Annotated in this window: 17 protein-coding genes; 2 read left to right on the top strand and 15 right to left on the bottom strand. The window is 67.2% G+C overall.

Annotation, left to right across the window (positions count from 1 at the left end):
* Positions 1–98: 98 nt before the first annotated feature.
* Positions 99–713 (top strand): LysE/ArgO family amino acid transporter, encoded by a 615-nt coding sequence (locus tag AC5P68_RS08405; protein WP_049404764.1) that lies wholly within the window; start codon positions 99–101, stop codon positions 711–713.
* Here AC5P68_RS08405 and map read toward each other — a convergent pair.
* The 15 genes from map to AC5P68_RS08330 all read right to left on the bottom strand — a co-directional run bounded on the left by map (position 710) and on the right by AC5P68_RS08330 (position 13,506).
* Positions 710–1,492 carry a type I methionyl aminopeptidase gene (map, locus tag AC5P68_RS08400; RefSeq protein ID WP_181453457.1) on the bottom strand — a complete coding sequence of 261 codons (783 nt, stop codon included), beginning with the start codon at positions 1,490–1,492 and terminating at the stop codon, positions 710–712. The two genes, AC5P68_RS08405 and map, sit on opposite strands and share 4 nt — an antisense overlap.
* Positions 1,493–1,502: 10 nt before the next feature.
* Positions 1,503–1,715 (bottom strand): ParD-like family protein, encoded by a 213-nt coding sequence (locus AC5P68_RS08395; protein WP_005412680.1) that lies wholly within the window; start codon positions 1,713–1,715, stop codon positions 1,503–1,505.
* 67 nt (positions 1,716–1,782) lie between these two features.
* Positions 1,783–2,142: a bleomycin resistance protein gene (locus tag AC5P68_RS08390; RefSeq protein ID WP_024958234.1), complete on the bottom strand. Its 360-nt coding sequence runs from the start codon at positions 2,140–2,142 to the stop codon at positions 1,783–1,785.
* A 300-nt stretch (positions 2,143–2,442) separates the two neighbouring features.
* Positions 2,443–3,327, bottom strand: coding sequence for an arginase family protein (locus AC5P68_RS08385; RefSeq protein WP_231522557.1), 885 nt, complete (start codon positions 3,325–3,327; stop codon positions 2,443–2,445).
* A 3-nt stretch (positions 3,328–3,330) separates the two neighbouring features.
* Entirely contained in the window at positions 3,331–4,395 is a 1,065-nt protein-coding gene (locus tag AC5P68_RS08380) for a GNAT family N-acetyltransferase (protein WP_164208163.1), read from the bottom strand.
* A 29-nt stretch (positions 4,396–4,424) separates the two neighbouring features.
* Positions 4,425–5,825 (bottom strand): aspartate aminotransferase family protein, encoded by a 1,401-nt coding sequence (locus tag AC5P68_RS08375; RefSeq protein WP_005408663.1) that lies wholly within the window; start codon positions 5,823–5,825, stop codon positions 4,425–4,427.
* A gap of 63 nt (positions 5,826–5,888) precedes the next feature.
* Entirely contained in the window at positions 5,889–6,605 is a 717-nt protein-coding gene (locus AC5P68_RS08370; RefSeq protein ID WP_005408664.1) for an MtnX-like HAD-IB family phosphatase, read from the bottom strand.
* Between the two features lie 174 nt (positions 6,606–6,779).
* Positions 6,780–7,982 carry a DegT/DnrJ/EryC1/StrS family aminotransferase gene (locus tag AC5P68_RS08365; protein ID WP_049404773.1) on the bottom strand — a complete coding sequence of 401 codons (1,203 nt, stop codon included), beginning with the start codon at positions 7,980–7,982 and terminating at the stop codon, positions 6,780–6,782.
* A 10-nt stretch (positions 7,983–7,992) separates the two neighbouring features.
* Positions 7,993–8,391, bottom strand: a complete 399-nt coding sequence (locus tag AC5P68_RS08360; protein ID WP_005408666.1) for a DMT family transporter — start codon at positions 8,389–8,391, stop codon at positions 7,993–7,995.
* Entirely contained in the window at positions 8,388–8,747 is a 360-nt protein-coding gene (locus AC5P68_RS08355) for an EamA family transporter (protein ID WP_111109013.1), read from the bottom strand. The genes AC5P68_RS08360 and AC5P68_RS08355 overlap by 4 nt, the downstream gene beginning before the upstream one ends.
* Before the next feature lies 1 nt (position 8,748).
* A complete protein-coding gene (locus AC5P68_RS08350; RefSeq protein WP_049404776.1) occupies positions 8,749–9,585 on the bottom strand; it encodes an alpha/beta hydrolase in 837 nt (278 codons plus the stop codon).
* A gap of 79 nt (positions 9,586–9,664) precedes the next feature.
* A complete protein-coding gene (locus tag AC5P68_RS08345; protein ID WP_231522556.1) occupies positions 9,665–11,044 on the bottom strand; it encodes a sensor histidine kinase in 1,380 nt (459 codons plus the stop codon).
* On the bottom strand, positions 11,041–11,724 hold the full coding sequence (locus AC5P68_RS08340) for a response regulator (RefSeq protein ID WP_049404780.1): 684 nt from the start codon (positions 11,722–11,724) through the stop codon (positions 11,041–11,043). Before AC5P68_RS08340 ends, AC5P68_RS08345 begins: the two co-directional genes overlap by 4 nt.
* A 131-nt stretch (positions 11,725–11,855) precedes the next feature.
* Positions 11,856–12,983, bottom strand: coding sequence for a metallophosphoesterase (locus tag AC5P68_RS08335; RefSeq protein ID WP_049433037.1), 1,128 nt, complete (start codon positions 12,981–12,983; stop codon positions 11,856–11,858).
* A gap of 73 nt (positions 12,984–13,056) precedes the next feature.
* Positions 13,057–13,506, bottom strand: coding sequence for a winged helix-turn-helix transcriptional regulator (locus AC5P68_RS08330; protein ID WP_005408672.1), 450 nt, complete (start codon positions 13,504–13,506; stop codon positions 13,057–13,059).
* Between the two features lie 75 nt (positions 13,507–13,581).
* Here AC5P68_RS08330 and AC5P68_RS08325 point away from each other — a divergent pair, with 75 nt between their 5' ends.
* Positions 13,582–14,799 carry an MFS transporter gene (locus tag AC5P68_RS08325; protein ID WP_414497946.1) on the top strand — a complete coding sequence of 406 codons (1,218 nt, stop codon included), beginning with the start codon at positions 13,582–13,584 and terminating at the stop codon, positions 14,797–14,799.
* The last annotated feature ends 123 nt before the right edge of the window (positions 14,800–14,922 follow it).

Raw genomic sequence — 14,922 nt, 5'->3', positions numbered from 1 at the left:
CTCTTCAGTTTTCCTGCACAGGATAAAGAAAAATCAGTTTGTCTAAACAAGGCTGTTGGCCGCACCCTGCGCGTCCCCTCGCTGCCTGGCCTGTCCCGATGTGGATTGCCGCTACCGTCGCCGGCCTCTTCGCGGGCGCCGGCCTGATCATCGCCATCGGCGCACAGAATGCCTTCGTGCTGCGCCAGGGCCTGCAACAACGTCATGTGGGCAGGGTGGTGCTGGCCTGCGCCGGCGCGGATATCGCGTTGATCCTGGCCGGCGTGGGCGGCATGGGCGCGCTGGTGCTGCAGTGGCCGTTGCTGCTGCAGGTGCTGCGCATCGGTGGTGCGGTCTTCCTGCTCTGGTATGGCCTGCAGGCCGGGATGCGTGCGTGGCGCGGTGGCAGTGCACTGGCGGCGGGTGACGTGGACGGTGGCGATCGACGGCAGGTGCTGCTGACCTGTCTGGCCTTCACTCTGCTCAATCCGCACGTTTACCTGGATGCGGTGGTGCTGCTGGGCAGCCTGTCCACGCGCTACCCGGGCGATCTGCGCTGGGCGTTTGCAGCCGGCGCCTGCGCAGCCAGCGTGATCTGGTTCTGTGCACTGGGCTATGGCGCGCGGCTGCTGCAGCCGGTATTCCGCAGGCCGTCTGCGTGGCGGGTGCTGGATGCAGGCGTGGCGATGTTCATGCTCTGCCTTGCCATGCTGTTGCTGTTGCGCCCGCTCTAGGCGGCATCCACCGCGCACAACGGTGTTTCGCCCGGGCGCAGGGTCAGCACGCGCACGCCGCTGCCGGTGACCGCCACGGTGTGTTCGAACTGCGCCGACAGCTTGCCGTCGCGGGTGTAGACCGGCCATTCGTCCGGCTGCTGGCGGATGGCCGGCTTGCCCTGGTTGAGCATCGGCTCGATGGTGAACACCATGCCTTCTTCCAGCACCATGCCGGTGTTGGGGTGGCCGTAGTGCAGGATCTGCGGTTCCTCGTGCATTTCCTGGCCGATGCCGTGGCCGCAGTATTCCTTCACCACGCTGTAGCCGTGGCTGCGCGCGTGGCGGGCGATGGCGTGGCCGATGTCACCCAGGCGTGCGCCCGGGCGCACCGCGGCGATGCCTTTCCACATCGCCTGGTAGGCGGCCTGCACCAGCCTGCGCGCGGCGTAGTCGACCTCACCGACCAGGTAGGTGGTGCTGGAGTCGGCGATGTAGCCGTTCTTCTCCAGGGTGATGTCGAGGTTGACGATCTGGCCGTTGCGCAGCACGTCGGTGGTGCTGGGAACGCCGTGGCAGATCACGTTGTCGATCGAGGTATTGAGCACGTAGGGAAAGCCGTACTGGCCCTTGCTGGCCGGCCGCGCCTGCAGTTCATCGACGATCATGCGTTCGACGAAATCGTTGACCTCCATCGTGCTGCGGCCCTGCAGCGGCAGCTGGTCGAGTGCGGCGAACACCTGCGCCAGCAGGCGACCCGATTCGGCCATCAGCGCGATCTCGTCGGGGCGCTTGATGATGCCCATCGGCTCAGACCTGGCCCGGGGGCAGCAGCGGCGGCTGCACACCGGCCGCGCGCAGCTCGCTGGCGACGATGTCCTGGAAGCTCAGCGTGGGGTTCAGCTCGCAGAGCATGCCGACCCGGATCCAGAAGTTGGCCTGGGCATTGATCGAGCGGCTGGAGACGGTGCAGGCACGGCGCAGCTGGTCGTGCAGGGTGTCATCGATGTTGACGATGCCCATGGATGGCCTCGAAGTATGAATATACGAATCGTATATGTTTCGTATGTCCATCTCAAGCCAACGTCATTCAGTCGGTGTGGGTGGCGAAGCGCAGCCGGTTGCCATCCGGGTCGCGCAGCAGCATTTCCCGGCTGCCCCATTCGGTGTCATGCGGGGGCTGCTCGATTGGGACGTTGGCGGCACCGAAGGCGCGGTGCAGGCTGTCGACGTCGTCAACGATGAAGTACACCGCGCCGCCGACCTCGCAGTCGCCGCTGTGTTCGGTAAGGAAGATCGTCTGGCCGTCGCGGGTGAGCTGGGCGAACAGCGGGAAGCCGGGTTCGAAGCGGTGTTCCCAGTCGACCACGAAGCCCAGCCCCTGCACGTAGAACGGCAGGGTGGTGTCGGCGTGGCGCATGCGCAGCTGCGGAATGACGGTCTGGGGCATGACGAGGGCTCCGGGACGGGAGTCCAGTGTAGTGCCGGCCGCTGGCCGGCATTGGTCCGGTAGATGCCAACCTTGGTTGGCATTGCCGGCCAGCGGCCGGCACTACCGAAGCCATGCCGGCCAACGGCTGGCACTACCGAAGCCATGCCGGCCAACGGCTGGCACTACCGAAGCCATGCCGGCCAACGGCTGGCACTACCGAAGCCATGCCGGCCAACGGCTGGCACTACCGAAGCCATGCCGGCCAATGGCTGGCACTACCGAAGCCATGCCGGCCAGCGGCTGGCACGACCGGCGCGATCAGCAGGCCGTTGGTATGGCGGCGATTGCCGCCAGCAGTTCGCGGTTCACCTGCTGGTGACGCGCCTGCCAGGCAGGAAGATCTTCGGCGCTGATGTCCGGTTGGCCATCCAGCGACGACAACCAGCGCTTGAAGCGACTCTGGTAGTTGGCCAGCGACACTTCCCCGGTGATGTCACTGCCGACCAGGCCGCCGGCACGCAGCGCCTCGATCACCACCAGTGCGTCTTCCAGCTGGAATCGGCCCTGGTCCCAGTTGCTGCGCGCGACGTCCTCGGCGAACACGTCCTTGTCGATCGACAGGTAGGCCGGCTGCGGCGACTTGGCCTGTTCGGCAGCGAACGCGGCCACCAGCGCTTCGGGGTGCTCGAAGCGGCGGAACGCGTGGCCCATGCCGAGGCGATGGCCCCAGCTGACATCCACGTCCATGCACCAGTACGTCAAGCGACCGCCCAGCAGCGGGCGCCAGTGGTTCTCCCAGGCATGGCCGAGGCCGATGTCGCTGGAGGTGATGCCGAGCACATGGGTGTGCGAGATCTGCGGCAGCTTGCTGGCGGCATTCACCCATGAGCCGCAATGCATGCCGAACGGAAAACGCATGTTGTCCGGATGGTTGTCCAGCACCACCAATTGGAACGGCGCCTGTGTGCGCATGCGGCGCAACAGCGGCAGGCTGAGATGATGGAAGTCGCCACTGCCCAGCATCACGGTGCCGAGCTGCGCGGGCAGCGGCGCCAGCACTTCGGCGGCGAAACGGTGCAGGGTGGCATTGCTGCAGGCGAAGCGCAGAGGGTCGTGCCACTGCGGCAGGGCCAGGGTCTGCGCCTGGGGCAGCGGCAGCACGCCACCGTCCAGGTCGAGGATCAACGGAGAACGCAACGGCATCGCTCAGCCGCCTCCATCAGGTTCGCCCTGCAGATGCGGCGCCAGCTTGCGCAGGGCAGCGCGCAGCAGCGGGGAACGGGCGTGGATCGCGTGCCGGGTGGAGGTGAAGCGGGCGCCCAGCTCGGCTTTGATCCGCGAGTCGGTCCAGCCGGCCACATAGTGGCTCAGGCCGTGCTGCAGCGCGTACTCAAGGTTGTGCATCCAGCTGACCGCGTACAGGTTGTGCTCGCGCGACTGCGGATAGGCCAGCCCGATGTACTTGTCCACCAGCTTTCCGGTGTGGATGTAGCACAGGTTCCAGCCGATCAGCTGCCCTTGGTGGCGATACAGGAACATCCGTCCCTGGCCCTGGTTGTCGGCCAGCAGATGCTGGAAGTAGGGCAGGTCGAGCTGGTCGAAATGCACCGCGCTCTGCGCATACACGCCCAGGTACAGCGCATACAGTTCGGCCTGCAGCTGCGGGTCGGCGAGGGCCGGATCACCGGTGGCGATGCAGTCGATCTGCAGGTCATCACGCGAACGGAGCTTGCGCCGGATGTTCTTGCGGCGCGAGGGCGACAGGCGGCCGAGGTAGCCATCGAGCGAATCGAAATCGATCGCCACCCAGGCAAGCGGCATGCCTTCCAGTTCAACGAAGCCGCGCGCCAGCAAGGCCTGCAGGAACGCCGCGCTGTGCGCATTGGCCGCGTCGTCCAGCAGCGGTGAATCGATGGCCAGGTCCTTGACCACCAGCAGCCGGGTATCGCCGATCGCGTGACGCGTCACGTCCTCGGCCAGCGCCTCCGGCGCCACGTGCGCCGGCAGCGGGGTGTACTCGGTGCTGGTGGCACCGACGAAGCGGGTCTTCCAGGTGATCCAAGGCCGCCACAGGCGCGACAGAGGCAGGCCGAGCAGCTTGCTGCGCAGCGCGTCGTCCATCGTGGTGGTCAGGTCCAGCGGCGCACGGAACGTCGGCAGGCCGCTGGGAAGGCGGCCTGCCTCGAATCCGAGCGGCGGGTGGGCCAGGAAGCCCTCCAGCAGCGCGGCCGGTTCCAGCGCGGTGCTGGATGCGCGTGACGTCATCTCCATCGGCACGGGAACCGGCAGCCCATCCAGTCTCAGCCCTTGGCCTTGGTCAGCGCCTGGTCGAGCAGGGTGATCGCCAGGTCGATCTCTTCGTAGCTGATGTCCAGCGACGGCGCGAAGGTGATCACGTTCTTGTACCAGCCACCTACGTCGAGCACGAGGCCCATGCGCTTGCCGTCGTGCAGGAGGTCACCGGCCAGGCCGATGTCGACCATGCGGTCCAGCAGTTCCTTGTTCGGGGTGTAGCCGTCGGCCTGGCAGATTTCGGCGCGCAGGGCCAGGCCCAGGCCGTCGACGTCGCCGATTTCCGGGTGACGCTTCTGCAGGCCACGCAGGCCGTCGAGGAAGTATGCGCCCTTTTCCGGCACGGTGCGCTCGTAGTCCATTTCCTTGCCCAGCTTCAACACTTCCAGGCCCAGGCGGGTGCCCAGCGGGTTGGAGTTGAAGGTGGAGTGGGTGGAACCCGGCGGGAACACGGTCGGGTTGATCAGCTCTTCGCGTGCCCACAGGCCAGACAGCGGGTTCAGGCCGTTGGTCAGCGCCTTGCCGAACACCAGCACGTCCGGGGTCACGCCGAAGTGCTCGATCGACCACAGCTTGCCGGTACGCCAGAAGCCCATCTGGATTTCATCGACCACCATCAGGATGCCGTACTTGTCCAGCACGCGCTTGAGGCCGGTGAAGAAGTTGCGCGGCGGAATGACGTAGCCGCCGGTGCCCTGGATCGGCTCGACGTAGAACGCGGCGTACTCGGCCTGGCCGACCTTGGGGTCCCACACGCCGTTGTACTCGCTTTCGAACAGGCGCTCGAACTGCCACACGCAGTGGTCGGAATACTCGTCCGGGGTCATGCCCTTCGGGCGACGGAAGGGGTACGGGAACGGGATGAACATCGCGCGCTCGCCGAAGTGGCCGTAGCGGCGGCGGTAGCGGTAGCTGGAGGTGATCGACGAGGCACCCAGGGTGCGGCCGTGGTAGCCGCCTTCGAAGGCGAACATCAGGCTCTTGCCGCCGCGCGCGTTGCGAACGATCTTCAGCGAGTCTTCAATGGCCTGCGCGCCGCCGACATTGAAATGCACGCGACCGTCGAGGCCGAACTTTTCGTGCATGTCCACGGCAATGGTCTTGGCCAGCTGCACGCGGGTCGGATGCAGGTACTGGCTGGCGACCTGCGGCAGGGTGTCGATCTGGTCCTTCAGCGCGTCATTCAGGCGCTTGTTGCTGTAGCCGAAGTTGCAGGCCGAGTACCACATCTGCAGATCGAGGTAGGGCACGCCCGCACCGTCGAACATGTAGCTGCCTTCGCCGCGCTGGAAGATCTTCGGCGGGTCGACGTAGTGGACGGTATCGCCGAAGGAGCTGTAGCGGGCTTCGTCGGCCAGCAGCTGCGCGTCGGAGGCAGCGGCGTCGGCGTTCTTGTCAAAAATGTTCATGCAGTTCGGTTCCGTGAAGGACGTTCGAAAGGGGCGACGGGGGAGCGTGCTTGGAGGGAGTGCTCAGGCGGTGGCCAGCAGTGGGGGCAGTGCGGCGGGCTGCGGGCGGGCGTCGATGCGACGTGGCTGCAGCAGGCTGCCATCGAGCAGGCGCGGCAACAGTGCGACTGCATCGTGGAAGGTGTCGATGGCGGCATGCTCGATGCCGGCATTCGTGCAATGGGTAATCAGGCGGCGCTTGGCGAACACGAAGTCGGCGTCTTCGGACACGCAGAAATCCGAGCTGCCGTCACCGATCATCAGCACGCGCGGTGCTTCGTTGGCGCGCGCCTGCGCGGCGCAGGTGCACTTGCAGGTGCCACTGCGGCAGCCTTCGGCCTGGTAGGGCGACTCCAGTTCCCAATGGTCTTCGCACCAGCGCAGGTGGTTGGCCACCACCGGCAGCTGCGACAGGCCGTGGTTGGCCAGGATGCGGTGGATCGCATAGTCCAGGCCGTCACTGACGATCCGCAGCGGCAGGCCCAGCTGTTCGGCACGGCTGACAAAGGCGGCGAAGCCCGGATCGATCTGTACCTGGTCCAGATGGGCGTCGAGCGTGGCCGGGTCCAGTTTCAGCAGCCGCACCTGGCCCTGCATGCATTCACGCGAGCCGATCTTTCCCGCTTTCCACTGGTCTTCCAGTTCCTGCCAGCCCGGCTGGCCGTACTTTTCCAGCAGCGAGTCGATGACATCTTCGAGGCTGATGGTGCCGTCGAAGTCACACAGGATGCTCCAGTGCATGGGCAGGTCCGTCGATGAAAGAAACGCCCGGCCCGATGCCGGGGCAGGCTCAATGTAGGCAGGCCGCCTTTCTCGTTCCTTTCCTGTTGAAAGGCTCTTCTGACAGGCTGGGAAAACGTTCAGGAAGGTGCACGGATGAATGCGCGGAGGGCAGGCCACGCGTGCACGTTCGGGTCAGGCGCGGGCCAGGACCTGCAGTATTTCGGCAGTCTCTTCGCGGGTCTGCCAGGCGCTGTTGCCAAGGGTCAGCATGCGTGCGGCGAAGTCGCGTGCATTGGGCATGTCGTCCTGCGGCACGATGCCGCGCAGGTACGCGTAGCCGGGCAGGGCATGGATGAACATGCGGCTGGCGCCGAGACCACGTGGCCACAGGTCCTTCAGCACGGCATCGCGGGCGCGCTGGCTGGGCAGCAGCAGCATCAGCAGTGGCCAGGTGCCACCGCTGCCGGCGAGGCCGTCGACCACCTCAACGGCTGGCAGCTGTGCCAGCTGCACGCGCAGCTGCAACGCACGCAGGCGACCGGCCTGCAGGAACGCCGGCAAGCGCCACGCGGCACGCGCGCCGATGTTCTGCCGCCAGTGGCTGACCCGGTGCTGCGGTATATCAAGCGGGAAAATGTCACCGACCGCTTCTTCCAGATCGTCGCGTTGAAGCGCACTGCGCAATGGATTGCCATACACCAGCGACAGCAGCGAAGGGCGATAGCAGGCAGCAAGGCCGATCAACTGCACGCTGCGCAGCAGCTCCCAGCGCAGGCTGGGGCGAACGTGCTGGACGGCATGTTCGGCCAGCCCGGCACGCAGTTCGTCGTCACGGCTGACCAGCAGGCCGCCTTCATGCAGGCTCAGGCCCTTGCCAGCAGCCAGGCTGAAGAATCCGATATCGCCACGCAGGCCGACACTGCTGTTGCCGACCCGTGCGCCGAGTGCCTGTGCGGCGTCCTCGATCACCCAGGCGCCGGCGTTGCGGGCGACTTCGCAGGCCAGTTCGACATCGGCGATGCGCCCGCCCAGGTGGGTCGGCAGGATCGCCAGCGTGCGCGCATCGGCCAGACGCCTGAGCTGGCCGGGATCAAAGTCGAAGTGACCACGACGGGTATCGCACAGTTGCACGCGCAGGCCCAGGCTGTGCACCGCGATCGGCACCAGCGGGCAGGTATAGGCCGGCATGATCACGGTGTCGCGCCTTGGCGCGCGCTTGCGCAGCGTACGCAGCGCGATCAGCAGCGCGTGCGTGCCGGAACAGGTCAGCTGCAGTGGCGGTGTGGCGAGCTGGCTGGCCAGGACTTCGCGCAGGTCGCCACCACCGGGCAGGAAATCGCTGGCCTGAATCGGCAGGCCAGCGGTAGGTGGCAGTTCGCGCGCGAACAGGCTCATCGCAGCCCGCTCACGACGCGCTTTCGGCGGGACTGTGCGGGTCGTCCGCTTCAGCGCGGCCGAGGCAGACGATGCCGGCCACGATCAGTACCGCACCTAACAGATGGTGCAGGGTCAGCGGCTCGTTCAACAGCCACGCCGACAGCAGCAGCACGCTGATCACTTCCAGGTGCGAGGCGGCAAACGCGGGGCCGATCGGCGCATGGCGCAGCAGGCTCATCCAGGTGAAGAACGCGCCCACGTAGCCGAGGATGGCGCCGTACACCCACGGCTGCGACAGCACGCGCAGCAGCCAGGCGGTGTTGGCCTCGACCGGCAGCGCGGCGTCACCGGCGTACTTGAAGCACAGCTGGGCCAGCGTGTCGAAGGCCATCAGCAGCGGGAAACCGATCACATACAGGCGCCTCATGAGCCGGCCCCCACCACCGCCACGCCCGCGGTGACCAGCAGCATGCCGGCCACCCGCAGCGGCGTGAGCTTCTCGCGGAACAGGAAACGACCGGCGATCATCAACGCAACGATGTTGATCGAGCCCAGCAGCACGCCCTTGGACAGCGGCACCAGCGACAGGAACGCAATCCAGGCCACGAACTCGAGCACGTAGCAGGCGATGCCGATCCACAGCCAAGGGCGGCTGAGCATGTGTTTCCAGCGTTGCAGTCCTTCGCCTTCCTGCGGATCGCTGGCGGCGGCCTTGAAGGCGAGCTGGCCACCGGTATCGAGTACCACATTGGCCAGCCACAGCAGGGTGGCGAGTACCCCCATCTCAGGCCACCGCCTTGAGCACGCCCGTGCGTTCACCGATCTCGGTGAAAAAGCGCGCGCTGCGACGGATCACATCGCGGCGTTCGCGATCGATGGTGATCATGTGATAGCTGTCTTCCAGCACCACCAGTTCCTTCGGGCCGCTGACCCGCGACATCACCAGCTCAGCGTTGCCCATGCTGGCCACATCGTCTTCGCGGGCGTGCATCACCAGGCACGGTGCGATGACCTGGTGCAGGTGGCGGCGGGTCCAGTTGCTCAGCGCACGCATCTCGGCCAGCGCATGCCAGGGGTTGCCCGGCAGGCCGGCAGCCGCGCTGTCGCCGGACAGCATTGCGGCGCTGACCTGCGCGCGCAGGCGCTCGTCGCGCAGGCCGTACGGCGGTTCTTCCATGAACATGCGGTCGCGGCCGATGTTGAAGCGCTTGAACCACGGCAGTAGGAACGAGAAGCGGGCCACGGCGGGAATGTTCCAGCCGTCGTAACGGAAAGTGGCGCCGTACACGCCCACGCCGGACACCCACTCCGGGCGACGTGCCGCCAACGCCAGCGAGAGTACCGCGCCCATCGACAGGCCACCCACGAACAGCTGGTCGACCTTGCCGCGCAGGGCGGCCGCCGCATCTTCCACGCCCTGGTACCACTGTTCCCAGGTGGTCGCCAGCAGGTCATCCACGGTGCCGCAATGGCCGGGCAGTTGCACGCCGTGGACGGTGAAGCCGGCATTGTTCAGCCCCTTGCCCAGCATGCGCATTTCCGCCGGGGTGCCGGTCAGGCCATGGACCAGCAGCACGCCCTGGGGGCCACCGGGGAGGAAGAAGTCGTGCGATTCGGTCACCTGGCGGCTCCGGGACGGCAGTGGGGATGGCAGGATCGCAAGCGCGATTTTCACCAGCCTTTCAGCGCGCCGGGCCGGGTCAGGGGGCCTTCAGCAGCGGCAGCGTGATGGCGACCTTGAGCCCCCCGCCCGGGCGGTTGAGGAAGCTCAGGCGGCCGCCGAAGTGCTCTACCGCCTCGTGCGCGATGGCCAGGCCGAGGCCGGTGCCGCTGGCAGCGGTGCCCGGCGCCCGGAAGAAGCGCTCGCCCAGCCGTGGCATCACGTCGTCGGGCACGCCGGGGCCGTTGTCTTCCACATAGAGTTCGACATCATTGTCGTCCAGCGCATGCACGCCCACCGTGACGGTGGCATTGCGGCCGGCATAACGCAGGGCGTTGTCGATCAGGTTGTCCAGGGCCTCCTGCAGCATGGCGCCGTTGCCGAGCACACGCAGCGGACGGGGGCTGCCGCGGTAGCCGAGGTCGATGCCATCGCGGATCGCTTCCGGCACGCGCATGCCAACCCACTGCGGCACCAGCTCGCCCAGGTCCAGTGCTTCCACGGTATCGGGCACGGTCTGCGCCCGGCTCAGCGCCAGCAGCTGGGTGCTGACCCGGGCAGTGCGCTGGTTGAGCCGGCGGATGTGCTGCAGCGCCTCGCGCACCGTATCGGGATCACCGTGTGCCAGAGCTTGGTCCACGTGCAGGGCCATGCCCGCCAGCGGCGAACGCAGCTGGTGCGCGGCATCGGCAATGAAGCGGTTCTGCAGGGTGATCATTTCCGCCTGGCGGGCAAACAGATCGTCGATGGTGCTGATCAGTGGCTGGATCTCTTCCGGTACGTCGGCATCGGAAATCGGTGCCAGTTCGCCACGGCGCTGCGCCAGGCGGGTCCTCAGTGGCGTGAGGATGCGCAGGCCGTAGGTCACGCCGAACCAGACCAGCGCTGCGGTGCCCAGCGCCAGCATGGTCATCAGCGGGATGATGATCATCAGGATCTCGCGCGCGCGCTGTCGGCGGTCGGCCATGCTCTCGGCCACGGTCACCGCCAGCTGGTCCTGCGGATCGTTCATCGCCTGCGTGCAGACCGTGGCCATGCGCACCTGCTGGCCATTGAGGTTGCCGTCGTACAGGGCCGGATGCACGCCGGTGCAGTCCTGCGAAGGGGCATACGGGCTGAAGTCGGCATTGCCGCTGAGCGTCCCCATGCGGCTGCTGTCGACGTTGAAGTAGCGATGGCCGTCGGGGTCGTACTCGATCAGGAAGCGCGCCTGCGGCGACAGGTCGCTGGTCACCGGCATGGTGCTCAGCATCTGCGCGAACGAATGCGTGTCGTCGATCAGGTTGCGGTCGTGGATGCGGTTGGAATAGTCCAGCGCAACGTAATAGGCCAGGATCGTGTTGAAGGTGAGCAGACCCAGCATCGGCAGCGCCAGGAAGGCGAGCAGGCGCCGGCGCAGGCTGGGCGGTCCACTGATCACGGGGTGCTGTTGTCCTGCGCGTCTTCCAGCATGTAGCCCAGCCCGCGCACGGTGCGGATGCCCATGCCGCCGGGCTGCAGCTTGCGGCGCAGGCGGTGCAGGGCGATGTCCAGGCCGTTGTCGGTCAGGTCCTGGCCCCAGTCGCACAGCGCTTCCACCAACTGCGCGCGTGACACGATGCGCTCGGCGCGCACTGCCAGTGCCGACAGCAGGCCGAACTCGCGTGCGGTCAGTTCCAGCGACTGGTCGTCGATCCACACCCGATGCCCGGCCAGGTCGATGCGAAGGCGGCCGATGCGCAGGTCCGGGTTGCCATTGCTGGTGACCCGGCGCAGCTGGGCGCGCACGCGCGCTTCGAACTCGTCCAGCGCGAACGGCTTGACCAGGTAGTCATCGGCACCCAGGTCGAGCACACGCACGCGCTCGGCCAGGCCGTCACGGGCGGTCACCACCAGCACTGCGAGGCCATCACCGCGCTGGCGCAGGCGCTGCAGCACGTCGCGGCCATCCAGCTGCGGCAGCCCCAGGTCCAGCACCAGCAGCGCGTACTGCGTCGAGCCCAATGCAGCATCGGCGTGCGCACCGTTGTCGACGTGGTCGACCACGTGCCCCTGCCGGCGCAGCGAGGCGCACAGGCCGGAGGCGATATCCGGGTCGTCTTCAGCAATCAGAACGCGCATGCGCGGGGCTCCTGTAACGGTCAGGCCCACCGGATGGACGGGGTGGGCCTCTCGGCTGCCGAGGGTAGCCGCAAACCGGCTGCAGGTGGAGCGCGTCGGCACCTCCCGGCACCGTCGCGCTGTCCCTCCATTCAGTCCTGCAGGCCCGGCTCACCGAGCGCCAGCGGCACCCGCGAACCATCCAGCAGGCCACGGCTGAGCTTGCCACCCTCGATGAACAGCAGTTCGCCGTTCTCGCCGTTCTTGATGCTGCTGTCGATGGCGATCACGCGGTCGCCGTGGAAGCTGCTGACGTGCGGCATCGAGGTATGGCCAACCACGATGCGCTTGAGCTGCAGGCGGTCGAGCACAGCCTGCACACCCGCGGTGTCGAGGCGGCCATCGAAATAGCCGCGGTACCAGATCGGGCTGGTCTTGCCGTCGTACAGCGGTGCGGTGGCCGGGTCGGCCTTCACTTCGGCCTTGGGCAGGCCCAGCGAGGCCTGATAGGCCGCGTTGGTGCGTGCCGGGTCCAGCGCCAGCTGCACCGCCTCGGGCGAGATGCCGCCGTGCAGGAACAGGCTATCGCCGATCTTCAGCAGCACCGGGCGGGTGCGCAGCCACTGGCCGATTACCGAGTCGGCGCCATACAGCTGCGGGTAGCTGCGACCGAGCAGCTGGGCGCTGCGCAGGTATTTCGGGTTGACGTAGCGCAGGTCGTCGTACAGCACCATGGTCTCGTGGTTGCCGAGCACGAAGTGCACCGCGCCGCCGGCGGCGGCCGCCTGCTGCTGCAGGCCATACAGCAGCCAGAAGGCTTCGGTTACCTGCGGGCCGCGGTCGAACACATCGCCGGCGATGACCAGGGTGTCCTTGCCCAGCGCCCAGCGGTCCTGTGCGTCGATGACCTGGTGGGCACGCAGCAGGCGCACCAGCAGCCCGTACTGGCCGTGGATGTCGGACAGCGCCACGATGCGCGGCACGGCCGGCAGCACGGAGACCGAAGGCGCATTCGGGGCGGCCACGTGCACGCTGTGTTCGTAGCCACAACGCGGGGCGATGTCGGCGCCTGCGGCCTGCGTGGCAAGTGTGTGCGACTCGACCTTGTCGTCGCAGATCCAACTGGCCTGCAGCTGGTTGCCCTGGCGGAACACATAGGGGCCATCGGCCTGCACGTGGTCGGCGGGCGCGGCAACCTCACGGGCCTGCGTGGTTGCTGTGGCGCAGGCCAGCAGCGGCAACAGCAGGGCGGTCAGCAGGGAAGGGCGACAGCGCGACATCGGCGGCATCCAGCGGCGGAAAGATCCGATGCTAACCGGCGCGGGCGTCCGTCGGTGTGCGCGAATGGGCGGATCAGGTGTCGCGCCCGTCGTCCTTGAGCTTGCGCACACGGGTGGCAGTGGGCTGAAGCGGCTGGCCATCGCGCCCGCGCGGCTGCATGTAGGGCAGCGGCCGCCGCGTCGCCAATTCGATCAGCTGCGAATGGGCTTCGCCTGCACCGAAGCGATGGCGCTCCCCCCACTGGCGCAGTGCGACCAGCAGCGGGAACAGTTCCAGGCCTGCGGCGGTGAGCACGTACTCTTGGTAGGCCGATCCATCGGAGGCTGGCTGCAGCTGCAGGATGCCGGCCTCGACCAGCCGGCGCAGGCGGTCGCTGAGGATGTTGCGCGCCGCGCCGAGGCTGCGCTGGAAATCACCGAAGCGGGTGATGCCGTCGAAGGCGTCGCGGATCACCAGCAATGCCCAGCGGTCACCGAGCAGGTCGGCACTGCGGGCTACAGGGCAGGGGCTGTCGGCGTGCATGCTGGGTATCTCCGAATGTGGTTGCAGTTTAAAACCAATGGCGATAGCCTGCATCTGGTTTCAAATTGCAACCATATGATGAGTGCCACATCGCTTCCCCGCCCGCTGCTGGTCCTGCTTGCGGCTGCCGCCGGCGCCAGCGTCGCCAACGTCTACTACGCGCAGCCGCTGCTGGATCAGCTTGCACGCGCCTTTGCGATGGACCGGGCCGTGGCCGGCGCAGTGCTGGCTGCCACCCAGGCCGGCAGCGTGCTGGCGTTGCTTGGCCTGCTGCCGCTGGCGGACCGCGGCGACCGGCGACGCCTGCTGCGGCTGCAGTTGATCGCGCTGGTGCTGGCCCTGTTGTGGCTGGCGGCGTCACGCACGGCGAGCTGGCTGTTGTCGGGCATGCTGCTGGCAGGCCTGCTGGGCACCGCGCTGACCCAGGGCCTGATTGCCTATACCGCCATGCTGGCACGGCCCGAGCAGCGCGGTCGCGTGGTCGGTGTGGTGCAGGGCGGCGTGTTCATCGGCCTGCTGCTGGCGCGCGTGGTGTCCGGTACGGTGGCGGCGGCCTTTGGCTGGCAGAGGGTCTACCTGCTGTCAGCGGTGGTGATGGCAGCGTTGGCGGCGCTGCTGTGGCGGCGCCTGCCCGCAGTACCGGTGCCGTCGGTCCCTCCACGCTGGCGCGAGCTGCTGGGCTCGATGCTGGGCATGCTGCGCCGCGATCGAACGCTGCGCGAGCGCGGGCCGCTGGCATTGCTGCTGTTTGCCGGCCTCAATGTGTTCTGGGCGGCGGCACCCTTGCCGCTGTCGGCACCGCCGCTGCACTGGTCGACCGCAACCATCGGCGCGCTCGGCCTGGCCGGCGTGGTCGGTGCGCTGATGGCGGCGCGGGTCGGACACTGGATGGACCGTGGTTTCGCGCATCGGGTCAGCCTCGGCGCGCTGTTGTTGATGCTGGTCGCGTGGTGGCCGCTGCTGGGCCTGCCGTATTCGCTGTCCTTGCTGTTGCTGGGTGTGGTCGTGCTCGACCTGGGCGGCCAGGCACTGCATGTCTCGAACCAGGCATCGTTGCTGCGTGCACCGGCAGAACAGCATGGGCGCCTGGTGGCGTTGTACATGCTGTTCTATGCGGTGGGCAGCGGTGCGGGAGCGGCGGCGGGGCCCTGGATGCAGGTGCGGCATGGCTGGCCCGCTGTGTGCCTGCTGGGGGCTGGCATCGCGTTGCTGGCGCTGCTGTGGTGGGCAGCGTGGCGGGTGGGGGCGTTCAATGCATCGGCTGGCGCGCGAACCGGTAGAGTCGACTGTTAGTTGTGATCTCTCTGTACGTTGTTCATCCGGGACATCTTTGGAAAATGGTGGTTACCACACCTCTCCAGACCCCAAAGAGCCCGGATGAACCACCATAAAAATGCCCGTTTGACCGTCCATAGT

This window comes from Stenotrophomonas sp. YJH_SMC_58 (assembly GCF_059369635.1).
The sequence above is the reverse complement of the archived record's forward strand: the minus strand, read 5'-3'. Positions and strand labels throughout refer to the sequence as shown.

What these genes read in the sequence shown, in the direction of transcription:
- AC5P68_RS08405 (WP_049404764.1), top strand. Translation starts at nt 99, where the DNA reads ATGTGGATTGCCGCTACCGTCGCCGGCCTCTTCGCGGGCGCCGGCCTG.
- AC5P68_RS08395 (WP_005412680.1), bottom strand. Translation starts at nt 1,715, where the DNA reads ATGGGCATCGTCAACATCGATGACACCCTGCACGACCAGCTGCGCCGT.
- AC5P68_RS08390 (WP_024958234.1), bottom strand. Translation starts at nt 2,142, where the DNA reads ATGCCCCAGACCGTCATTCCGCAGCTGCGCATGCGCCACGCCGACACC.
- AC5P68_RS08385 (WP_231522557.1), bottom strand. Translation starts at nt 3,327, where the DNA reads ATGCCGTTGCGTTCTCCGTTGATCCTCGACCTGGACGGTGGCGTGCTG.
- AC5P68_RS08380 (WP_164208163.1), bottom strand. Translation starts at nt 4,395, where the DNA reads ATGGAGATGACGTCACGCGCATCCAGCACCGCGCTGGAACCGGCCGCG.
- AC5P68_RS08375 (WP_005408663.1), bottom strand. Translation starts at nt 5,825, where the DNA reads ATGAACATTTTTGACAAGAACGCCGACGCCGCTGCCTCCGACGCGCAG.
- AC5P68_RS08370 (WP_005408664.1), bottom strand. Translation starts at nt 6,605, where the DNA reads ATGCACTGGAGCATCCTGTGTGACTTCGACGGCACCATCAGCCTCGAA.
- AC5P68_RS08365 (WP_049404773.1), bottom strand. Translation starts at nt 7,982, where the DNA reads ATGAGCCTGTTCGCGCGCGAACTGCCACCTACCGCTGGCCTGCCGATT.
- AC5P68_RS08360 (WP_005408666.1), bottom strand. Translation starts at nt 8,391, where the DNA reads ATGAGGCGCCTGTATGTGATCGGTTTCCCGCTGCTGATGGCCTTCGAC.
- AC5P68_RS08355 (WP_111109013.1), bottom strand. Translation starts at nt 8,747, where the DNA reads ATGGGGGTACTCGCCACCCTGCTGTGGCTGGCCAATGTGGTACTCGAT.
- AC5P68_RS08340 (WP_049404780.1), bottom strand. Translation starts at nt 11,724, where the DNA reads ATGCGCGTTCTGATTGCTGAAGACGACCCGGATATCGCCTCCGGCCTG.
- AC5P68_RS08335 (WP_049433037.1), bottom strand. Translation starts at nt 12,983, where the DNA reads ATGTCGCGCTGTCGCCCTTCCCTGCTGACCGCCCTGCTGTTGCCGCTG.
- AC5P68_RS08330 (WP_005408672.1), bottom strand. Translation starts at nt 13,506, where the DNA reads ATGCACGCCGACAGCCCCTGCCCTGTAGCCCGCAGTGCCGACCTGCTC.
- AC5P68_RS08325 (WP_414497946.1), top strand. Translation starts at nt 13,582, where the DNA reads ATGATGAGTGCCACATCGCTTCCCCGCCCGCTGCTGGTCCTGCTTGCG.